This window comes from Mycobacterium sp. ITM-2016-00317, from assembly GCF_002968295.1.
Classification (GTDB): Bacteria; Actinomycetota; Actinomycetes; order Mycobacteriales; family Mycobacteriaceae; genus Mycobacterium.
This window is the reverse complement of sequence record NZ_CP134399.1, coordinates 5,712,476-5,729,470: the sequence shown is the minus strand read 5'-3', so window position 1 is coordinate 5,729,470 and position 16,995 is coordinate 5,712,476. Positions and strand designations below refer to the sequence as shown.

The following is a 16,995-nucleotide window of genomic DNA, read 5'->3' as shown; positions in this document are numbered from 1 at the left end:
GCCGAGTGGCTGAACCGTCCGGTACCGATGTGCGGGGTCTGCGCGCGCGCCTCGACGGCCTGACGCTCAGCGATTCCGCGCGGCTGGGCCGGCGGCTGCGGCAGCTCCGCAATCCGGGGTCCGAGCAACTCGCCCGCATCGCTGAGCGGGTCGCCGCGGGGGAGGCCCTGGTGGCGACCCGGCGGGCCGCCGTACCGCAGATCAGCTATCCCGATCTGCCGGTCAGCGAACGGCGCGACGACATCGCCGCGGCCATCGCCGCCAACCAGGTGGTGATCGTCGCCGGCGAGACCGGCTCGGGCAAGACCACCCAGCTGCCCAAGATCTGCCTTGAGCTCGGCCGCGGGATCCGCGGCACCATCGGGCACACGCAGCCGCGCCGGCTCGCGGCCCGCACGGTCGCGTCGCGCATCGCCGACGAACTCGGCACTCCGCTGGGCGATGCGGTCGGGTACACGGTGCGCTTCACCGACCAGGCGTCGGACCGGACACTGGTCAAGCTGATGACCGACGGCATCCTGCTCGCCGAGGTGCAGCGCGACCGCCGCCTGCTGCGCTACGACACGCTGATCATCGACGAAGCCCACGAGCGCAGCCTCAACATCGACTTCCTGCTCGGCTATCTGCGGCAGCTGCTGCCGCAACGGCCCGACCTGAAGGTCATCGTCACGTCGGCGACGATCGAACCGGAACGCTTCGCGCGGTTCTTCGGCGACGCGCCGATCGTCGAGGTCAGCGGCCGCACCTACCCGGTCGAGATCCGTTACCGCCCTTTGGAGGTCGCGGTTGCGGCCGGGGACGACGAGGATCCCGACGACCCCGACCACGAGGTGGTACGCACCGAGCTGCGCGACCCGGTCGAGGCGATCATCGACGCCGTCGCCGAACTGGAGGCCGAGCCGCCGGGTGACGTGCTGGTGTTCCTGTCCGGCGAACGCGAGATCCGCGACGCCGCAGAGGCTTTGCGGGCGGTGACCGACCCGGGCCACACCGAGGTGCTGCCGCTGTATGCCCGGCTGCCGACGGCCGAGCAGCAGAAGGTGTTCCAGCCCGGCCGCACCGCGCGCCGGATCGTGTTGGCCACCAACGTCGCCGAGACCTCGCTGACGGTTCCGGGCATCCGGTACGTCGTCGACCCCGGCACCGCGCGGATCTCGCGTTACAGCCGGCGCACCAAGGTGCAGCGGCTGCCCATCGAACCGATCTCGCAGGCCTCGGCGGCGCAGCGGGCGGGCCGGTCGGGTCGCACCGCGCCCGGTGTGTGCATCCGGCTGTACTCCGAGGAGGACTTCGAAGCCCGGCCCCGCTACACCGATCCGGAGATCCTGCGCACCAACCTGGCCGCAGTGATCCTGCAGATGGCCGCGCTCGGATTCGGCGACATCGAGGGTTTCGGGTTCCTCGACCCGCCCGACGCGCGCAGTGTCCGCGACGGCGTGGCGCTGCTGCAGGAACTCGGCGCGTTCGATCAGCAGGCCGAGCTCACCGACGTCGGACGCAGGTTGGCGCAGATCCCCGTCGACCCGCGGCTGGGCCGGATGATCCTGCAGGCCGACGCCGAGGGCTGCGTGCGCGAACTGCTGGTGCTGGCCGCGGCGCTGTCGATCCCGGACCCGCGGGAACGGCCCGCCGACAAGGAAGAGGCGGCCCGGCAGAAACACGCCCGGTTCGCCGACCAGCACTCGGACTTCACCACCTACCTGAACCTGTGGAACTACCTGACCGACCAGCGGAAAGAACGCTCCGGCAGCTCTTTTCGCCGGATGTGCCGCGACGAGTTCCTGCACTACCTGCGAATCCGGGAGTGGCAGGACCTGGTGGGTCAGCTGCGCGGGATCTGCCGCGACATCGGGATTCGGGAACAGGACGAGCCCGCCGACGCCGCGTCCGTGCACGCCGCGCTGACCGCGGGCCTGCTGTCGCACATCGGGATGCGCGACACCGACGGGCGCACCTACCAGGGCGCCCGCAACGCCCGCTTCGTGCTGGCCCCGGGTTCGGTGCTGAGCAAGCGGCCGCCGCGCTGGGTGGTGGTCGCCGACCTGGTGGAGACCAGCAGGTTGTTCGGCCGCACCGCGGCCCGGATCGAGCCCGAGGCCGTCGAGCGGGTCGCCGGACATCTGGTGCAGCGCAGCTACAGCGAGCCGCACTGGGACGCCGAGCGCGGCGCGGTGATGGCCTACGAGCGGGTCACCCTGTACGGGCTGCCGTTGGTGGCGCGCCGCCGCGTCGGCTACGCCCAGGTGGACCCCGAGGTGGCGCGCGAGCTGTTCATCCGGCATGCGCTGGTCGAGGGGGATTGGCAGACCCGGCACCACTTCTTCCGCGACAATGCAAGGCTGCGTGAGGAACTCGCCGAACTGGAGGACCGGGCCCGGCGCCGCGACCTGCTGGTGGGCGACGACGAGATCTACGCGTTCTACGACGCACGCGTGCCCGCCGACGTGGTGTCGGCCCGTCACTTCGACGGCTGGTGGCGCAAGCAGCGGCACCGGACCCCCGACCTGCTCACGATGAGCCGCGACGACCTGCTGCGCGACGAGGCCGGAACCGAGCAGCCCGACACCTGGCAGGCCGGGGATCTGTCGCTGCCGCTGACCTACCGCTACGAGCCCGGTTCGGCCGACGACGGTGTCACCGTGCACGTCCCGGTCGACGTGCTCGCCCGGCTCGGCGGCGACGAGTTCGCCTGGCAGGTGCCCGCGCTGCGCGAGGAGCTGCTCACCGCGCTGATCAAGTCGCTGCCCAAGGATCTGCGGCGCAACTTCGTGCCCGCACCGGACACCGCCAGAGCGCTGCTGGCGTCGATCACCCCGGACAGCGGGCCGCTGCTCGACGCCGTGCAGCGCGAACTACGCCGCCGCACCGGCATTCTCGTCCCCATCGACGCATTCGACCTGGACAAGCTGCCGCCGCACCTGCGGGTCACGTTCGCGGTCGAGTCCCCCGACGGCACCGTGGTGTCCCGCGGTAAGGATCTCGGCGAGCTGCGGCGCACGCTCGCCGCCCCCACCCGGCAGGCCGTCGCGGCCACGGTGGCGGGAGGTCTGGAGCGCAAGGGGCTGCGGGACTGGCCGCAGGACCTCGACGAACTTCCCCGCGTCGTCGAGAGTAAAAGCGCCGCAGGCTATCTCGTGCGCGGCTATCCCGCGCTGGTGGACGCCGGGTCCGCGGTCGACATCCGGGTCTTCGCGTCCGAGGCCGAGCAGGCCGCCGCGATGCCGCGCGGCAGCAGGCGGCTGCTGCTGCTCGCCGGTCCGTCGGTGGCCAAGAACGTCGAGCGCGGGCTCGACACCCGGACCCGGCTGATGCTGGGCAGCAATCCCGACGGGTCGCTGCAGGCGCTGCTTGAGGACTGCGCGACGGCCGCGGCGCAGGTGCTGGTGCCCGAACCGGTCTGGACGAAGAGTGCATTCGACGCGGCGCGAAAGAGATTGAGCGCCGGCCTGGCCCAGACCACCGCCGACGTGGTGCGCCGGGTGGAGAAGGTGCTGACCGCGCTGCACGAGGTCGAGGTCGCGCTGCCTGCCACCCCGACCGCGGCCCAGGCCGCCGCCGTCGCCGACATCCGCGCGCAGCTGGCGCGGCTCGTGCCACCGGGATTCGTCGCCGCGACCGGCGCCGCCCGGCTCGGCGACCTGACCCGCTATCTGACCGCGATCGTGCGCCGGCTGGAGCGGCTGCCGCAGGCGCCGGTCGCCGACCGGGAGCGGATGGAGCGTGTCGCCGCCGTGCAGGCCGAGTACGACGCGCTGCGCCGGGCGCTGTCGCCGGCCCGCGCCGCGGCGCCCGACGTGGCCGACATCGCGCGGATGATCGAGGAACTGCGGGTGAGCCTGTGGGCGCAGCAGCTCGGCACCGCACGCCCGGTCAGCGAGCAGCGGATCTACCGCGCCATCGACGCGGTCAGCGTTGCCGGGCCGGGCGGATGACGATCTCGCTGACGTCGACGTCCGGTTCGGTGCCGAGCGCGTAGGCCACCGCGCCGGCAACGGCGTCCGGGCTGATCGCGCTGCGGCGGTACTCGGCCATCGCGTCGCGGGCCACCGGATCGCTGATGGTGTCGGACAATTCGCTCTCCACCACGCCGGGCGAGATCGTGGTGACGCGCAGCCACTCCGGTGACTCCAGCCGCAGCCCCTCGGTGATCGCCCATGCCGCGAACTTGGTGCCGCAGTACACCGCCCCGGTCGGCACGACCTCGTGGGCGCCGATCGACGCGACGGTGACCACGTGCCCGCTCTGCTGCCGGCCGAACTGCGGTAACGCCGCGGCGATCCCGTGCAGCAGACCGCGGACGTTCACGTCGATCATCTGGTCCCATTCGTCGACCAGGCCGGCGTTGAGCCGCGACAGCGGCATCACCCCGGCGTTGGCGACGAGCACGTCGAGCCGGCCGTGCCGGGCGACGACGTCGTCGACCGCGGTCTGCACCGCCGCGCGGTCGGTGACGTCCAGCTCGCAGGGCTCGATGACGCCGTCGGAGTCGGCGGCCAGTGCGCGCAGTCGTTCGGTGCGCCTGGCCGCGGCGATCACGGTGGCGCCGTCGGCGGCCAGCCGCAGGGCGATGGCCCGCCCGATCCCGCTGCTGGCGCCGGTGACCAGGACGATCTTGTGGTCGGTCATGTCTGTCCTTTCGTGGGGTTTCTCCACGGTCGGCCAGATCGCGGTGGCGCGCTAGGACGCGGTGTTCCTGGGAGTACCAGCCCCAGGCTGAATTCGTCGCAACTCACTACCATCGCGGAGATGGCGGACAACGAGCTGGGCGACTATCTGCGGGCCCGGCGGGGCGAGGTCACCCCGGCCGAGGTCGACCTGCCGGAGATCGGGCAGCGTCGGGTCAGTGGGCTGCGCCGCGAGGAGGTCGCGATGCTGGCCGGGTTGAGCGCCGACTACTACACCCGGCTGGAACAGGGGCGTGAGCGCAAGCCGTCGCCGCAGGTGGTCGATTCGCTGGCAGCGGCGTTGCGGCTGCCCGAGGACGGCAGGCAGCACCTGTTCCGGCTCGCCGCGCTGAGCCCGCGGGCCTACGGGTCCGTCAGCGCCCGGGTGGATCCGGCCCTGCGCGAGCTGATGAGCATGTGGCCGGACAATCCGGCCCTGGTGTACAGCCGGGCCTATGACGTGCTGGCCGCCAACGCCATCGCCGACGCGATGTTCTCGGGCTGGACCCATTCGGCCAACATCATGCACGTGGTGTTCACCGACCCGGCCGCGCGTGAGTTCTACCCGGACTGGCCCGCAGTGGCCCGGGACGCCGTGGCCGGTTTCCGCCACGGCTACGGGCAGGCACCCAACGACCCGCGCATCAGGGCGGTGCTGACCGAGCTGCTGCAGGCCAGCACCGAGTTCGCCGAGCTGTGGACCGAGCAGGAGGCACGCCGAAAGTCCGCGCAGAGCAAGAACTTCTGTCACCCACAGGTCGGGCGGATGACGCTGCGGATGCAGACCTTCGACGTTCGGTCCAGCCCGGGGCAGGAACTCGTGGTCTACCACGCCGAGCCGGGTTCGGCGAGTGCCGACGCGTTGGCGCTGCTGGGCTCGCTGGCGGCTAGTGCCGCACAGCCTTCGGACTGACCGCCGGGCTGGCCGGGTCGATCAGGATCTTGGCGTGCGCCTCCGGATCGGCCAGCGCGTCGAACGCCGCGGCGACACCGCCGAGCCCCACCGTGCCGGTGACCAGCGGTGACGCGTCGAGCTTGCCGTCGGCGAGCATGTGCAGCGTGTCGCGGAACTCCAGCGGCGTCTGGCCGAACACGAAGCGCAGGTCGATCTCCTTGCCGATCGCCATCGCGGGCCGCAGCTTGTCCTCGCCCATGCACACGCCGACGACGATGACCCGTGAGGCCAGCGGGGCCGCGCTGATGACGCCGTCGATCATGCCGGGCACCCCGACGCACTCGAAGATCACCGGCCGCTTGGGCGCCGTGCCGCCGAGGCGGTCGGCAACCCGGTACACGTGCGACCACCCAGGGATCTTGCGCAACTTCTCCATCGACCCGACACCGAGCTCGAAGAGCGCGGGGAGTTCGGTGAAGCCGCGTTGCTTGGCGGGCACCGCCTCGTACGGGGACTCTGCGGCGGGGTCGACGACGATGTCGGCCCCGCAGCGGGTCGCCAGCGCGCGCCGCCCGGGGGAGAAGTCGCTCGCGACGATGGTGCGCACCCCGCGGGCCTTCAGGTGGCAGATGACCGCGAGTCCCACCGGTCCGCACCCGATCACGATCGCGACGTCCTTCTGGGTGATCTCGCTGCGGTTGATGGCGTGGAGCGCGATCGACATCGGCTCGGTGAGCGCGGCAATCGCCGGATCGAGCCCGTTGGGCACCACGAACGTCAACGCCGCCTCGGTGACCACCTGCTCGGCGTACGCACCGGGTGCAAGCGGGGACAGCCCGGTCAGGTGCACGCCGCCGCCCGCGCGCTGCAGCGGGAACGACACCACCGTGGTGCCCGGCTTGAACTCCTTGCCGGCCTTGCGGCCCCGCTCGGCGACCATGCCGCTGAACTCGTGCCCCATCACCACCGGGGTGTCGCCGCGCATGAAGTCGTGATAGCCGCCCTCGGCCATCACCTCGGTGAGTTCGTCGGCGTGATCCTTGGCGTGCAGGTCCGATCCGCAGATCCCGCAACGCAGCACTTCGAGCACCAATTGCCCGTCGCCCGGCCGCGGGGAGGGCAGGTCGACGACCTCCAATGTGCCGTGGATACAGCTGACCGCTTTCATTCGGCCATCGTCGCACGGTAGAACGGCGATATGACCAAGTCGCAGATGTGCGCCGCCCTCGCGCTCGTGGCGGTCGGCACGGTGTCGCCGATCGCGCACGCCGAGCCCGCCGCCCCGGTCGTCGAGCCCGTCGTGCTGGAGGAGATTCCGCACGACCCGGAGGCCTTCACGCAGGGCTTCGAGATCAGCCGCGGCGTCCTCTACGAGGGCACCGGACTGGCCGGTGAGTCACAGCTGCGCACCCTGAACCCGAGCACCGGCGAGGTGACGCGCGCGGTCGACGTGCCCGGCGACTACTTCGGTGAGGGCATCAGCGTGGTCGGAAACCAGATCTGGCAGCTGACCTACCAGGACGGTGTCGCCGTTGTCTGGAACATGGCCAGCCTGTCGCCGGTCCGCGAGGTTCCCGTCGACGGGGAGGGGTGGGGGCTCTGCTATGACGGCGAACGACTGATCCGCAGCGACGGCAGCAACCGCCTGAGGTTTCACGACGCGGCCGACTTCACCGAGACCGGCGGAGTCGACGTGACCCGTGACGGCCGCGCACTGAACGGCCTCAACGAGCTGGAGTGCGTGGACGGCCAGGTGTGGGCCAACGTGTGGCCGTCGGACAACCTGGTGCGTATCGACCCGGAGAGCGGGGCGGTGGACCTGGTCGTGAACGCCACCGGATTGCGGTCGCGCGGCATACCGCCCAGCGCGCAGGTGCTCAACGGTATCGCCCACGTCGAGGATTCGCAGTTCCTGCTCACCGGTAAGGACTGGCCCAAGACCTTCCGGGTGCAGATTCCCGGATGACCGGCAGGCGGGTAGTCGTCGCCGGTCTCGGTGACGTGGGGGTGCTGACCGCGATCAAACTGGCCAAACATGCTGACGTGGTGGGGATCTCGACCAAGCCGGGGCTGGTCAGCGGGCAGGAGCTGGGCTGGCGGCTGGCCCGGCCCGACGACTGGGCGCGGCACAACTGGATCCCGTTCGGCCGGTTCCGCGGACTGGACAGGGTCCGTACCGTGCACGGCACCCTCGCCGGGGCAGACCTGGACGCCCGGACCGTGACCGTCGAACTTCCCGACGGTTCCTCCACAGAGGTCCCCTACGACGTGCTGGTCATCGCGACCGGGGTCGCCAACGGGTTCTGGCGCCGACCGGTGCTACAGAGTGCCACCGACATCGGCGACGATCTACGGATGCCGCACGAAAAGCTTTCTGCTGCAAGGTCGGTCATGATCGTCGGCGGTGGCGCCGCGGCGGTCAGCAGTGCCGTCCAGATCGCCAACGCGTGGCCGGACAAGCAGGTCGAGCTCTACTTCCCCGGCGACCGGGCCCTGATCGGCCATCACCCACGAACCTGGGAGAAGGTCCGGCGGCGACTCACCGACGCCGGCGTGCGGGTGCGGCCCGGGCATCGGGCGGAGTTGGCGCCGGGCTTCACCGGCGACGAGCTGACCAGAGAACCGGTGCGCTGGAGCACCGGGCAGCCGCCGGCGTCCGCGGACGTGGTGTTGTGGGCGATCGGGCGGGTGCGGCCCAACACCGGGTGGCTGCCTGCCGACGTGCTCGACGAGCACGGGTTCGTGCGCGTCACGCCCGAACTGCGGGTGCCTGGCCATCCCGAGGTGTTCGCGGTGGGCGACGTCGCCGCCACCGACCCGCTGCGGAGTTCGGCCCGTAACCGCGCGGACGGTCTGCTGGCCCGCAACATCCGCGCCGCGTTCGGCGGAAAGCCGCTGCGGGATTACCGGGCGCCCAAGCGGCGTTGGGGATCGGTGTTGGGTATCCAGCCCGACGGACTGGAGGTGTTCGCGCCCAACGGCACGGCGTTCCGGTTCCCGGCCTGGACGTTCGATCGGGTGCTGATGCCACTGTTCGTGCGCTGGGGCATCTACCGTGGTGTGCGACAGGAGAACTCATGACCTTCGATCCCCATGCGCTGCTGGCCGGGGCGCGGCTCGGCGTGCTCGCCACCATCAAGGCCAGCGGTGTGCCGCAGCTGTCCCCGGTGACGCCGTTCTACGACCGCGACGCGGGTGTCATCTTCGTGTCGATGACGGAGGGACGGGCCAAGACGGCCAACCTGCGCCGCGACCCGCGCGCCGCGCTCGAGGTCACCAGCGCCGACGGCTGGGCCTGGGCCACCGCGGAGGGCTCGGTCACACTGACGGGCCCCGGCACCGACGCGCACGGCCCCGAGGTCGAAGCACTCGTCGACTACTACCGCCGGGCCGCAGGGGAACACCCCGACTGGGACGAGTACCGCTCGGTGATGGTGTCCGACCGCCGGGTGTTGATGGCATTGACCGTGGAGCGGGTCTACGGCGAGAAGCTGCGCTGACCCTCCCACAGCCGGTCGGCATTGTCGTGATCGAGGGCGTAGCGCGCGACGCCGGTGAAGTCATCCGGTCGCTCGGTGACGACCGCTGATTCGTTGCAGTCCTCGAAGTAGCGCCCGCCTATCCCGGCGACCAGTGGTGACGCGGCGAGCAGCACGGACGTGGCGGCTCCCTGCTCGATCGTCTTGCGGCGCTCCACCGGCGTGCTCAAACCGCCGGTGTGCTTCTGCAATCCGGTGGCGATCGCGCCGGGATTCAGGGCGTTGGCGACGATTCCGTCGTCGCGCCAGCGGTCGGTGACGCCGACGGCCAGCAGCGCGGCGGCGGTCTTGGATTGGCCGTATGCGGCCAACGGGTCGTACGGCCGGAAGCGGAAGTCGACGTCGTCGAACACCACCGGCGACAGCAGGTGTCCGCTGGAACTGACCGACACCACCCGTGCGCCGCCTGCCGCCGCGAGCGCGGGACGCAATCCGAGGGTGAGGGCGAAATGGCCGAGATAGTTCGTGGCGAACTGCATCTCGCGGCCTTCCCGCGTGCGCGACAACTCGGGTAGCGCCATGACGCCTGCGTTGTTGATCAGCATGTGCACCGGGCGGCCGTCGAATGCGGAGACGAAGTCCCGGACCGAACTCAGGTCGGCGACGTCGAGTTGGGCAGCTGTGACGGCGGGATTGCCGGTGGCTTCGGCGATCCGGGCCGCGGTCTGATTCCCGGCGTCGATCCGGCGGACAGCGAGGACGACGTCGGCGCCGGCAGCTGCCAGCGCGCGTGCGGTCTCCACCCCGATGCCGGACGTCGCGCCGGTGATGACGGCGCGCTTGCCGGAAAGGTCGACATCGACGAGCACTTCTGCAGCGGTGGTGGTGAACCCGAAAGGGGTTGTGGACTGCGGCATATCGGTCATATCGAGGCACGCATGGCGGCGACGACCTCGTCGGTGCGGACCACGCCGTGGGCGAGGAAGTTGTAGTTCACCAGAGCAGCCTGGTAGCCGTCGCCCCACTCGGGGTGGCGCGGTCCGGCGACCGCGTCGCGGATGACGTAGACCTCGAAGCCCTGCTCCAGAAGATCGCGCAGGTGCGATTCCACGCACATGTTCGCCAGCATCCCGCCGAGCAGGACCTTGTTGATGCGTCGCTTGCGTAGTTGCAGCACAAGGTCGTTGGTCTGCGAGCCGAAGACCTTGTGGGGGCTGACGACCACCGTCGCCGGATCTTCGATGTAGGGCTTGAACTCCTCCAGCCAATCAGCGCCTGAACCGGTCAGCCCGTCCAGGTTGAGCGGACCCGGGCGGTCGAAGGTGCCGGTGCGCAACTCGTCGGCTTCCAGCGCCCCGTTGAACAGCCAACCGTGGTCGGTGGGATAGAAGTAGTGCGGAGAGATGAACATCCCGAACGACGCGTCCCTGGCGGCCTCGAAGATCGCGAGCATGTGCGCGACGGTGTCGTTCTCCGTCACGCTGGCGCCGGTCGCCGCCCAATTGATCCCGGTGGGACTGAGGACGTCGTTCTGCGGATCGATGAATACGACGGCGGTGTCGCTTCGGTTCCAGGTCATCGGAGTGCCCCTCGTCTGCGGTCATGGCTCTGTGTCAATGGTTCGGTGTCTCATCGATCATGTCGGCACCGTCGATTGATGTCGTCACTGCTGGCACCGTGGCGCCGTACCTGCTGGCAGGTACGCCCGTGAGCGGGCAGACATGAGGTCAGGCACCGGGGGTCACCACCACTTTGCCTGTCGCGGAGCGGTTTCGACGAATCGCATGGGCGTCGTTGACCGCGTCGAGCGGGAACGTGCTGGGGTGTAGTCGGGGCACCAGCCGACCGCTGTCGGCCAGCGCGGCCGCCTGCGCGACGATGTGTCCGTGATGTTCGCGGTCACGGCCGCTCAGCAGTGGCATCAGCGTGAAGACGCCGGAATAGGTGGCTCCCCGGAACGACAACGGCGCCAAACTGTGAGTGCCCCAGCCCAACGCGCTGACGACATGTCCGGTGTAGCGCTTGACCGCGGTGAACGACGCGTCGAGGGTGGCACCGCCGACGTTGTCGACCACGATGTCGAATCCTTCGTCGCCGGTGTGGGCGCCGACGTAGTCGTCGACGGTGCGTGCCGTGTAGTCGATCGGGGTCGCTCCGGTGCTGCCGATGATCTCCTGGCTCGACGCGCTGCCGGTGGCATACACCCGGGCACCCCGGGCGATCGCGAGTTGCACGGCCAGGAATCCGACGCCGCCCGCGCCGCCGCCGGTCATGCCGAACACCTCGTCACCGACCCGGAATCGGTCGACCCCGGCGCCTATCGCTTCCACGACGCCGGCCATGTCGATACCGAGCACCGCGGGGGGAGCCATCTGTGCGTGCGCCGCCTCGCCGCGGCGGATCTTGATGTCGAGCGGGTTGACACCGCCGGCCATGACACGCACCAGGACTTCCCCGGGTCCGGGCACCGGGTCGGGAAGCTCACGGACGCGCAGCGGCGAGTTGTAGGCGGTCAGGACTGCGGCGCGCATGAAGCCTCCTCGGCGTCGGTGTGCATTGTCGTCCCCGTCGGGGATGCGTGCGGCCTATCCCGCCATTCCGGCGTCGAAGGTGAGGACGAGACGGCCACGGGTGCCGCCCTTGCCGAGGGCGCGGTGCGCCGCGGCGGCGTCGGCGGCCGGGAACGTCTGCGCGACGCGCAGCGTGATGGTGCCCTGCTCGGCCAGCACGCGGAGGCCGTCGAGTTTGTCGGTCCTGTGGGTGTAGTCGGGCACCCACACGTCGCGCACCGCGATCCCGCGTCCTGGGTGCAGCGGCGACGTTCCGCGCTCGCCGGGGCGGCGCACGATGGCGATCTGGCCGTCGTCACGCAGTGCGGGTAACACCTCGTCGCCCTGCAGCGCGGCGTCCACGACAGCGGCGACACCTTCCGGGCAGAGCGTGCGAATCCGTTCTCCCACAGTGGGTCCCCGCGTGACGATGTGGTCGGCGCCGAGGGTGGCGACGAGTTCCTCGTCTGCGGGGGACGCGTCGGCGATGACGGTCAGCCCGTCGGCCTTGGCCAGCTGGACCACGTAGCCGCCGACCGCGCCGGCCGCGCCGGTGACGGCGACCGTGTCGCCCGGCGACAGATTCAGCACGTCGAGTGCCCTGCGGGCGGTCAGCCCGTTCATCGGCAACGTGGCCGCCTCGGCGTGACTGCTTCCGGCGGGTGCGAGGGCGACCTGGTCGGCGTCGACCACGACGTATTCGGCGTAGGCGCCGCCGGACTCCTCGATCGGGATCACGATCGCCATCACGCGGTCACCGATGCCCAGTTCGGTGTCGGTGTCGGCGCCGATCTCGTCGATCAGCCCGGCGACCTCCATGCCGGGGCGGTACGGCGGCGTCAACGGGCCGGCGCGCAGTACGTCGTCGACGTCCCCGATGCGCAGCAGTACGTCGGCGGGGTTGACCGTCGCCGCGTGCACCCTGATGCGTACCCCGCCCGGTCCGGCGTGGGGTTCGTCGACCTCGGCCTGCTGAAGTACCTCCGGGCCGCCGTACTCGGTGATCACCACGGCTTTCATCGCCGACCTCCTATTCGGGGACGCATCCCCGGTTGCTCGAATGTAGGATCAAACGGGGACATGTCCCCGGTTATTCCCGCGGTGGAGGGAGGTCGTGTGCGAGCCGATGCCCAGCGCAACCGCGCTGCCGCCCTGGCCGCTGCGGAAGCGGTGTATGCCGAGCAGGGTGTCGACGTGTCGCTCAACGAGATCGCCCGTAGGGCGGGGATCGGCAACGCGACGCTGTACCGGCACTTCCCGACCCGCGAGGAACTGCTGTCGGAGGTCTACGCAGGGCAACTCGAGCGATACTGCGCGATCGCCGAACAGGCCGCGGGCGCCGACGACCCGGTGGCCGCGTTGCGCGACTGCGTCACCGCCACGGGTGCGTTGCAGGCCACCAACCGGGGCCTTGCGGACCTGCTCGCGTCGCTGCAGCCGATGTCGGCACACGTCGAGGACCTGCGGCGGCGCCACCACGGCGCCATCGCCACCGTGTTCCGGCGCGCCGTGGACAGCGGCGAGGTCCGCGCCGACCTGTCTCCGGTGGACCTGGCGGTGCTGCTGATCGCCAACGCCGGGCTGATCCACCGGACCATCGACGACGCGCCGCGCTCCAGCGCCCGGTTGGTCGGGCTGTGGCTGGCCGGCGTGACCGCCCACGAGAGTGTCGGCGTGCCGCCCGCCCCGACCGAGCCTCAGATCCGTCGCGCGTTGAGGGACTCGAACGTCAAGGCACGCGCGGGATCTCGGCGTTGATCCGGGTGAGCAACTGCGGGTAGCGCTTGGCCTCGCGGTGGCTTCCCGGCTTGCCGCTGCTGACCACGGCCACCGACAGTGCCCGCTGCGGGTCGGCCCACACCGCGATGTCGGTCAGGCCGGTGTGCCCGAAGGCCCCCGCCGCGTCCCGGCCGAACGGCCCGAACCGCTTGGACCCCAGCATGTATCCGGTGCCCCACCGCATCGGCGCCAGCCCGGTCGCCAGATCCGGCCGCAACCGGCGGGCCGGTCTGGTGGCCGCGTACAGCGTTTCCGGCTTGAGCACCCGGACGCCGTCGAGTTCGCCTCCACGACAGAGGATCTCGGCGAAGCGGGACAGCTCGTGGGCATTGGACACCGTGTTCGAGGACGGGATGACGCCGGTGAGGAACTGCGGCGTGTTCGAGAACGGGATGATCTGCTGCGGGGTGCCGCCCACCGCGGTCTTGAACGCCTTGGCGATCGGCGCGGGCAGCGGCTTTCCGGTGACGTGGCTGGGCGCGACCAGCGCGACGTCCTCCGGGGCGACGCCGTAGTTGGTCCACCGGAATCCGAGCGGGTCGAGGATCTCCTCGGCCAGGATGTCGCGGATGCTGCGGCCCGTGGCCGCCGAGATGATCTCCCGCATCAGCGGGCCCCACGTGACGCCGTGGTAGATGTGGATCAGCCCCGGCGGGTAGATCGGCTTCATCCGGCCCAGCATCTCGCGGGTGTAGTCGCTGTCGTCCATGCGTCTGAGGTCGGGCCGCGGGCCGGTCGCGAACGGGATCCCCGCGCTGTGGGTCAGCACGTGGCGGATGGTGGTGCGGTCCTTGCCGTGGCTGGTGTAGGTGGGCAGGTAGTCGCACACGCGGTCCTCCAGCGAGAACACGCCCCGCTCGACGAGCATGTGGGTCACCGTCGTGGTGATCGCCTTGGCCGCCGAGTACACGCAGAACGGGGTGTCGGTGCGCACCGGCACGTCGTCCCAGGCGTGGCCGATGGCCCGGTCCAGGATCACCCGGCCGTCGCGGCGCAGGCAGACCTGGATGGCGGGCTGCATGCCCGTCCGGTACCAGTGCACGGCGGCGCCCCAGATCCGTTCGATCGCGGCGGGGTCGATGCCGGTGTGGTCCTCGGCCCCGACTGCGGTGACGGATGCCAGGTCGTCGCTCAGCGCGGGCCCCCGGAGAACATGCCGCTGCCGATCGCCTGGGTCAGCTGCCCGAGCAGTTCGCCGGGGCCGGGCTCAGGGGGCATCGGCGCGTTCGTCAGCTGCCAGGCCTGGCAGTCGCTGGTGGTGAACGTGGTGTCGGTCGGCATGATCTGCACGAACGTCGGCTTCTTGGTCAGCCGGTTGTCGACCATCTTGTCCCCGGCGGTGCGCTTCCAGTAGCACGCGCCGTCGTCGATCGGCCCCGCGGACTGGTACACCCCGGGCAGGATGTCCGCGCCCACGGCATACGAACCGTTCGCGTCGATCGTGGTCTTCGGTCCCTCGGTATTCGGTTCCTCGGCGGGCTGGGCCCCGGCCACCGCTGCGGTCGCGCCCCAGCTCACGAGCATTGCGGCAGCCACCGCAACCGTCGTCGTCAGCCTCATAGGAAGTCAGTCTAAGTGCTGCGGCGGCGGGGCAGTACCCGCCGCCGCAGCGTGGTCGCGATGATCAGCCGGCCATGAACGTGTCGTAGGCCGTCTGCAGTTCGACGGGCAGCACGGTGATGTTGCAGTTGCGCTGCGCGTCACCGATCGGCGCGAGGATGCCCCGCAGGTCGTAGTACTCCGCCGGGTTGGCGGTGAAATAGCCCCGCAGGTTGGCCTCGGCCTCGGGCCGCGGCTGGTTCATCGCCGCGGTCACGGCCTGATTGGCGCCCGGGTGGGCGTCGAGGTACTGCCGCGCCTGGCCGGTCACCGAGCTCACGGTGCCGGTGAGCGAACTGGCGTTGCACTCGGCGGGCTGGGCGCCCGCCATCGGTGCGGTCACGGTTGCTGCGGCCACGCCGCCGAACAGACATGCCGCCCCGACGCCGGCCAGGGCGCGCCGGCTTGCGCGCACGGTGGTTCCAGTGAATTTCATGATTGATTGGGTCCTTCGAATGTTGGATCGGTTACTACGTCCCCCGCCTGAAATCCAAGGTAACCGAGATCTGAAGTGGTCAAACGTAATCCATTGGGCCCACGGCGTTCTCCGGCCGAACGTTACATTCTGCGGGCGTGACATCGGCCTCAATCCGGGCCGTTCGCGGCCGAATTCCGGCCGGATCCGTTTGTAAACTCTGAAACCTCTCAGAATTTGCCGCGATTGCTTAACTGATCGTGATCTGTGTCGTCACCGAATTGTGATCGAGCAAGTGCCGCTCGGACGCGAGATAGGTTGGTGATCGTGAAACTGGACCTGCTCACGCCTGGCATCGAGGTGGGCCTCGTCACCACCGACCCGGAGCCGATGGTCGCCTTCTACGAAGGGTTCCTCGAGCTCGAGCCGCAGGGCGAGATCGAATTCGACGGCGGCTCGCAGCGCCGCTACTCGCTGGGTGGCAGCGTGCTCAAACTCGTCACCTACACCTCACCGCCGCCGGCCCCGGCCGCCCCGGGCGGTGGCCGCGCCCAGGCGGGGCTGCGCTACTTCACGATCGGCGTCAACGGCCTGCGGGAGGTCGCCGCCGCGTTCGAGGCCTCCGACTACCAGGTGGTGGAGCCGCTCACCGAGTTCGCACCCGTGCCGGGGATGGGCTGGATGTTCGTCGCCGATCCCGACGGCAACCACCTCGAGCTGTTCGGGACGCTCTGACATGACCTATCCGTACCCGTCGGGCACCCCGGCCGCGGTCCCGACCTGCTACCGGCACCCGGACCGGCAGACCTACGTCCGATGCACCCGCTGCAACCGCTACATCTGCCCGGAGTGCATGCACGACGCCGCGGTGGGCCACCAGTGCGCCGATTGCGTCTCGGCCGGCGCTCAGACCGCGCGCCCCGTCACCAACGCCGTCGGCGCCAGAGTGGCCCGGTCGACGACGCCGCTGGTGACCTACGTGCTGATCGCGGTCAACCTGGTGATGTTCGCGTTGCAGATGGCCTCGCCGAACCTGGAACGCGCGCTGGGGCTGTGGCCGCCCGCCGCCGCCGACGGCGAGTTGTACCGGCTGGTCACCTCGGCGTTCCTGCATTTCAGCGTCACCCACATCGCGTTCAACATGCTGGCGCTCTACTTCGTGGGCCCGCCGCTGGAGTACGCGCTGGGCCGGCTGCGGTTCGTCGCGCTGTATCTGCTCAGCGCGCTGGGCGGCTCGGTGCTGGTGTACCTGCTGACCTTCAACGCGCTGACCGCCGGGGCGTCCGGGGCGGTGTTCGGGCTGTTCGGGGCGACCTTCGTGGTGGGCCGCAAACTGAACATGGATGTGCGCTCGGTGCTGGCGATCATCGGGCTGAACCTGGCGTTCACCTTCCTGATCCCGTTGTTCACGTCGCAGAACATCAGCTGGCAGGGACACGTCGGCGGGCTGGTGACCGGTGCGGTGGTGGCCGCGGCGTTCGTCTACGCCCCGCGGAAGCAGCGCAACCTGGTGCAGGCGGGCGCGGCGGTCGGCCTGCTTGTGCTGTTCGTCGGGCTGGTGGTGTGGCGCACCGCGGAGTTGCGGACGATGCTCGGGCTCGCCTGACCGGGCCGG

The 16,995-nt window shown here is 70.3% G+C and carries 17 protein-coding genes; 8 read left to right on the top strand and 9 right to left on the bottom strand.

From position 1 onward, the window contains the following. The first annotated feature begins 5 nt into the window (after positions 1-5). Positions 6-3,932, top strand: a complete 3,927-nt coding sequence (hrpA, locus tag C6A87_RS27490) for an ATP-dependent RNA helicase HrpA (protein WP_311115123.1) — start codon at positions 6-8, stop codon at positions 3,930-3,932. On the opposite strand, the gene C6A87_RS27485 is transcribed toward hrpA, so the two are convergent. Further along, positions 3,907-4,626 carry an SDR family oxidoreductase gene (locus C6A87_RS27485; protein ID WP_311115122.1) on the bottom strand — a complete coding sequence of 240 codons (720 nt, stop codon included), beginning with the start codon at positions 4,624-4,626 and terminating at the stop codon, positions 3,907-3,909. The two genes, hrpA and C6A87_RS27485, sit on opposite strands and share 26 nt — an antisense overlap. Before the next feature lie 120 nt (positions 4,627-4,746). Here C6A87_RS27485 and C6A87_RS27480 point away from each other — a divergent pair, with 120 nt between their 5' ends. Next, positions 4,747-5,577: a helix-turn-helix transcriptional regulator gene (locus tag C6A87_RS27480; RefSeq protein WP_311115121.1), complete on the top strand. Its 831-nt coding sequence runs from the start codon at positions 4,747-4,749 to the stop codon at positions 5,575-5,577. Here C6A87_RS27480 and C6A87_RS27475 read toward each other — a convergent pair. Beyond that, complete coding sequence (locus tag C6A87_RS27475) at positions 5,552-6,727, bottom strand: zinc-binding dehydrogenase (protein ID WP_311115120.1); 1,176 nt, start codon at positions 6,725-6,727, stop codon at positions 5,552-5,554. The genes C6A87_RS27480 and C6A87_RS27475 overlap by 26 nt on opposite strands. A gap of 30 nt (positions 6,728-6,757) precedes the next feature. Here C6A87_RS27475 and C6A87_RS27470 point away from each other — a divergent pair, with 30 nt between their 5' ends. Genes C6A87_RS27470 through C6A87_RS27460 form a run of 3 tightly spaced genes read left to right on the top strand, consistent with a single transcriptional unit; the run spans position 6,758 to position 9,059 of the window. After that, positions 6,758-7,525, top strand: a complete 768-nt coding sequence (locus C6A87_RS27470) for a glutaminyl-peptide cyclotransferase (protein WP_311115119.1) — start codon at positions 6,758-6,760, stop codon at positions 7,523-7,525. Beyond that, positions 7,522-8,640 carry an FAD-dependent oxidoreductase gene (locus C6A87_RS27465; protein ID WP_311115118.1) on the top strand — a complete coding sequence of 373 codons (1,119 nt, stop codon included), beginning with the start codon at positions 7,522-7,524 and terminating at the stop codon, positions 8,638-8,640. Before C6A87_RS27470 ends, C6A87_RS27465 begins: the two co-directional genes overlap by 4 nt. Beyond that, a complete protein-coding gene (locus C6A87_RS27460) occupies positions 8,637-9,059 on the top strand; it encodes a PPOX class F420-dependent oxidoreductase (protein WP_311115117.1) in 423 nt (140 codons plus the stop codon). The genes C6A87_RS27465 and C6A87_RS27460 overlap by 4 nt, the downstream gene beginning before the upstream one ends. Here the strand turns inward: C6A87_RS27460 and C6A87_RS27455 are convergent. The 4 genes from C6A87_RS27455 to C6A87_RS27440 all read right to left on the bottom strand — a co-directional run bounded on the left by C6A87_RS27455 (position 9,038) and on the right by C6A87_RS27440 (position 12,607). Then, a complete protein-coding gene (locus C6A87_RS27455) occupies positions 9,038-9,955 on the bottom strand; it encodes an SDR family NAD(P)-dependent oxidoreductase (RefSeq protein ID WP_311115116.1) in 918 nt (305 codons plus the stop codon). The genes C6A87_RS27460 and C6A87_RS27455 overlap by 22 nt on opposite strands. A 5-nt stretch (positions 9,956-9,960) precedes the next feature. Continuing rightward, the gene (locus C6A87_RS27450) at positions 9,961-10,617 is read right to left on the bottom strand and encodes a cysteine hydrolase (protein WP_311115115.1); all 657 of its coding nucleotides are present in this window, start codon (positions 10,615-10,617) and stop codon (positions 9,961-9,963) included. 148 nt (positions 10,618-10,765) lie between these two features. After that, a complete protein-coding gene (locus C6A87_RS27445) occupies positions 10,766-11,569 on the bottom strand; it encodes a zinc-binding dehydrogenase (protein ID WP_311115114.1) in 804 nt (267 codons plus the stop codon). Positions 11,570-11,623: 54 nt separating this feature from the next. Beyond that, positions 11,624-12,607 carry an NADP-dependent oxidoreductase gene (locus C6A87_RS27440; RefSeq protein ID WP_311115113.1) on the bottom strand — a complete coding sequence of 328 codons (984 nt, stop codon included), beginning with the start codon at positions 12,605-12,607 and terminating at the stop codon, positions 11,624-11,626. A 96-nt stretch (positions 12,608-12,703) separates the two neighbouring features. Here C6A87_RS27440 and C6A87_RS27435 point away from each other — a divergent pair, with 96 nt between their 5' ends. After that, complete coding sequence (locus tag C6A87_RS27435) at positions 12,704-13,345, top strand: TetR/AcrR family transcriptional regulator (RefSeq protein WP_311115112.1); 642 nt, start codon at positions 12,704-12,706, stop codon at positions 13,343-13,345. On the opposite strand, the gene lipE is transcribed toward C6A87_RS27435, so the two are convergent. The 3 genes from lipE to C6A87_RS27420 all read right to left on the bottom strand — a co-directional run bounded on the left by lipE (position 13,317) and on the right by C6A87_RS27420 (position 15,401). After that, positions 13,317-14,501 carry a lipase LipE gene (gene lipE / locus C6A87_RS27430; RefSeq protein WP_396837132.1) on the bottom strand — a complete coding sequence of 395 codons (1,185 nt, stop codon included), beginning with the start codon at positions 14,499-14,501 and terminating at the stop codon, positions 13,317-13,319. The two genes, C6A87_RS27435 and lipE, sit on opposite strands and share 29 nt — an antisense overlap. Beyond that, positions 14,498-14,926, bottom strand: a complete 429-nt coding sequence (locus tag C6A87_RS27425; RefSeq protein ID WP_311115111.1) for a hypothetical protein — start codon at positions 14,924-14,926, stop codon at positions 14,498-14,500. Before C6A87_RS27425 ends, lipE begins: the two co-directional genes overlap by 4 nt. A 64-nt stretch (positions 14,927-14,990) precedes the next feature. Next, positions 14,991-15,401, bottom strand: a complete 411-nt coding sequence (locus C6A87_RS27420; RefSeq protein WP_311115110.1) for a heme-binding protein — start codon at positions 15,399-15,401, stop codon at positions 14,991-14,993. A gap of 300 nt (positions 15,402-15,701) precedes the next feature. On the opposite strand from C6A87_RS27420, the gene C6A87_RS27415 reads away from it, so the two are divergent. Then, positions 15,702-16,115, top strand: a complete 414-nt coding sequence (locus C6A87_RS27415; protein ID WP_311115109.1) for a VOC family protein — start codon at positions 15,702-15,704, stop codon at positions 16,113-16,115. Position 16,116: 1 nt separating this feature from the next. Then, positions 16,117-16,986: a rhomboid family intramembrane serine protease gene (locus tag C6A87_RS27410; RefSeq protein ID WP_311115108.1), complete on the top strand. Its 870-nt coding sequence runs from the start codon at positions 16,117-16,119 to the stop codon at positions 16,984-16,986. Positions 16,987-16,995 lie beyond the last annotated feature (9 nt).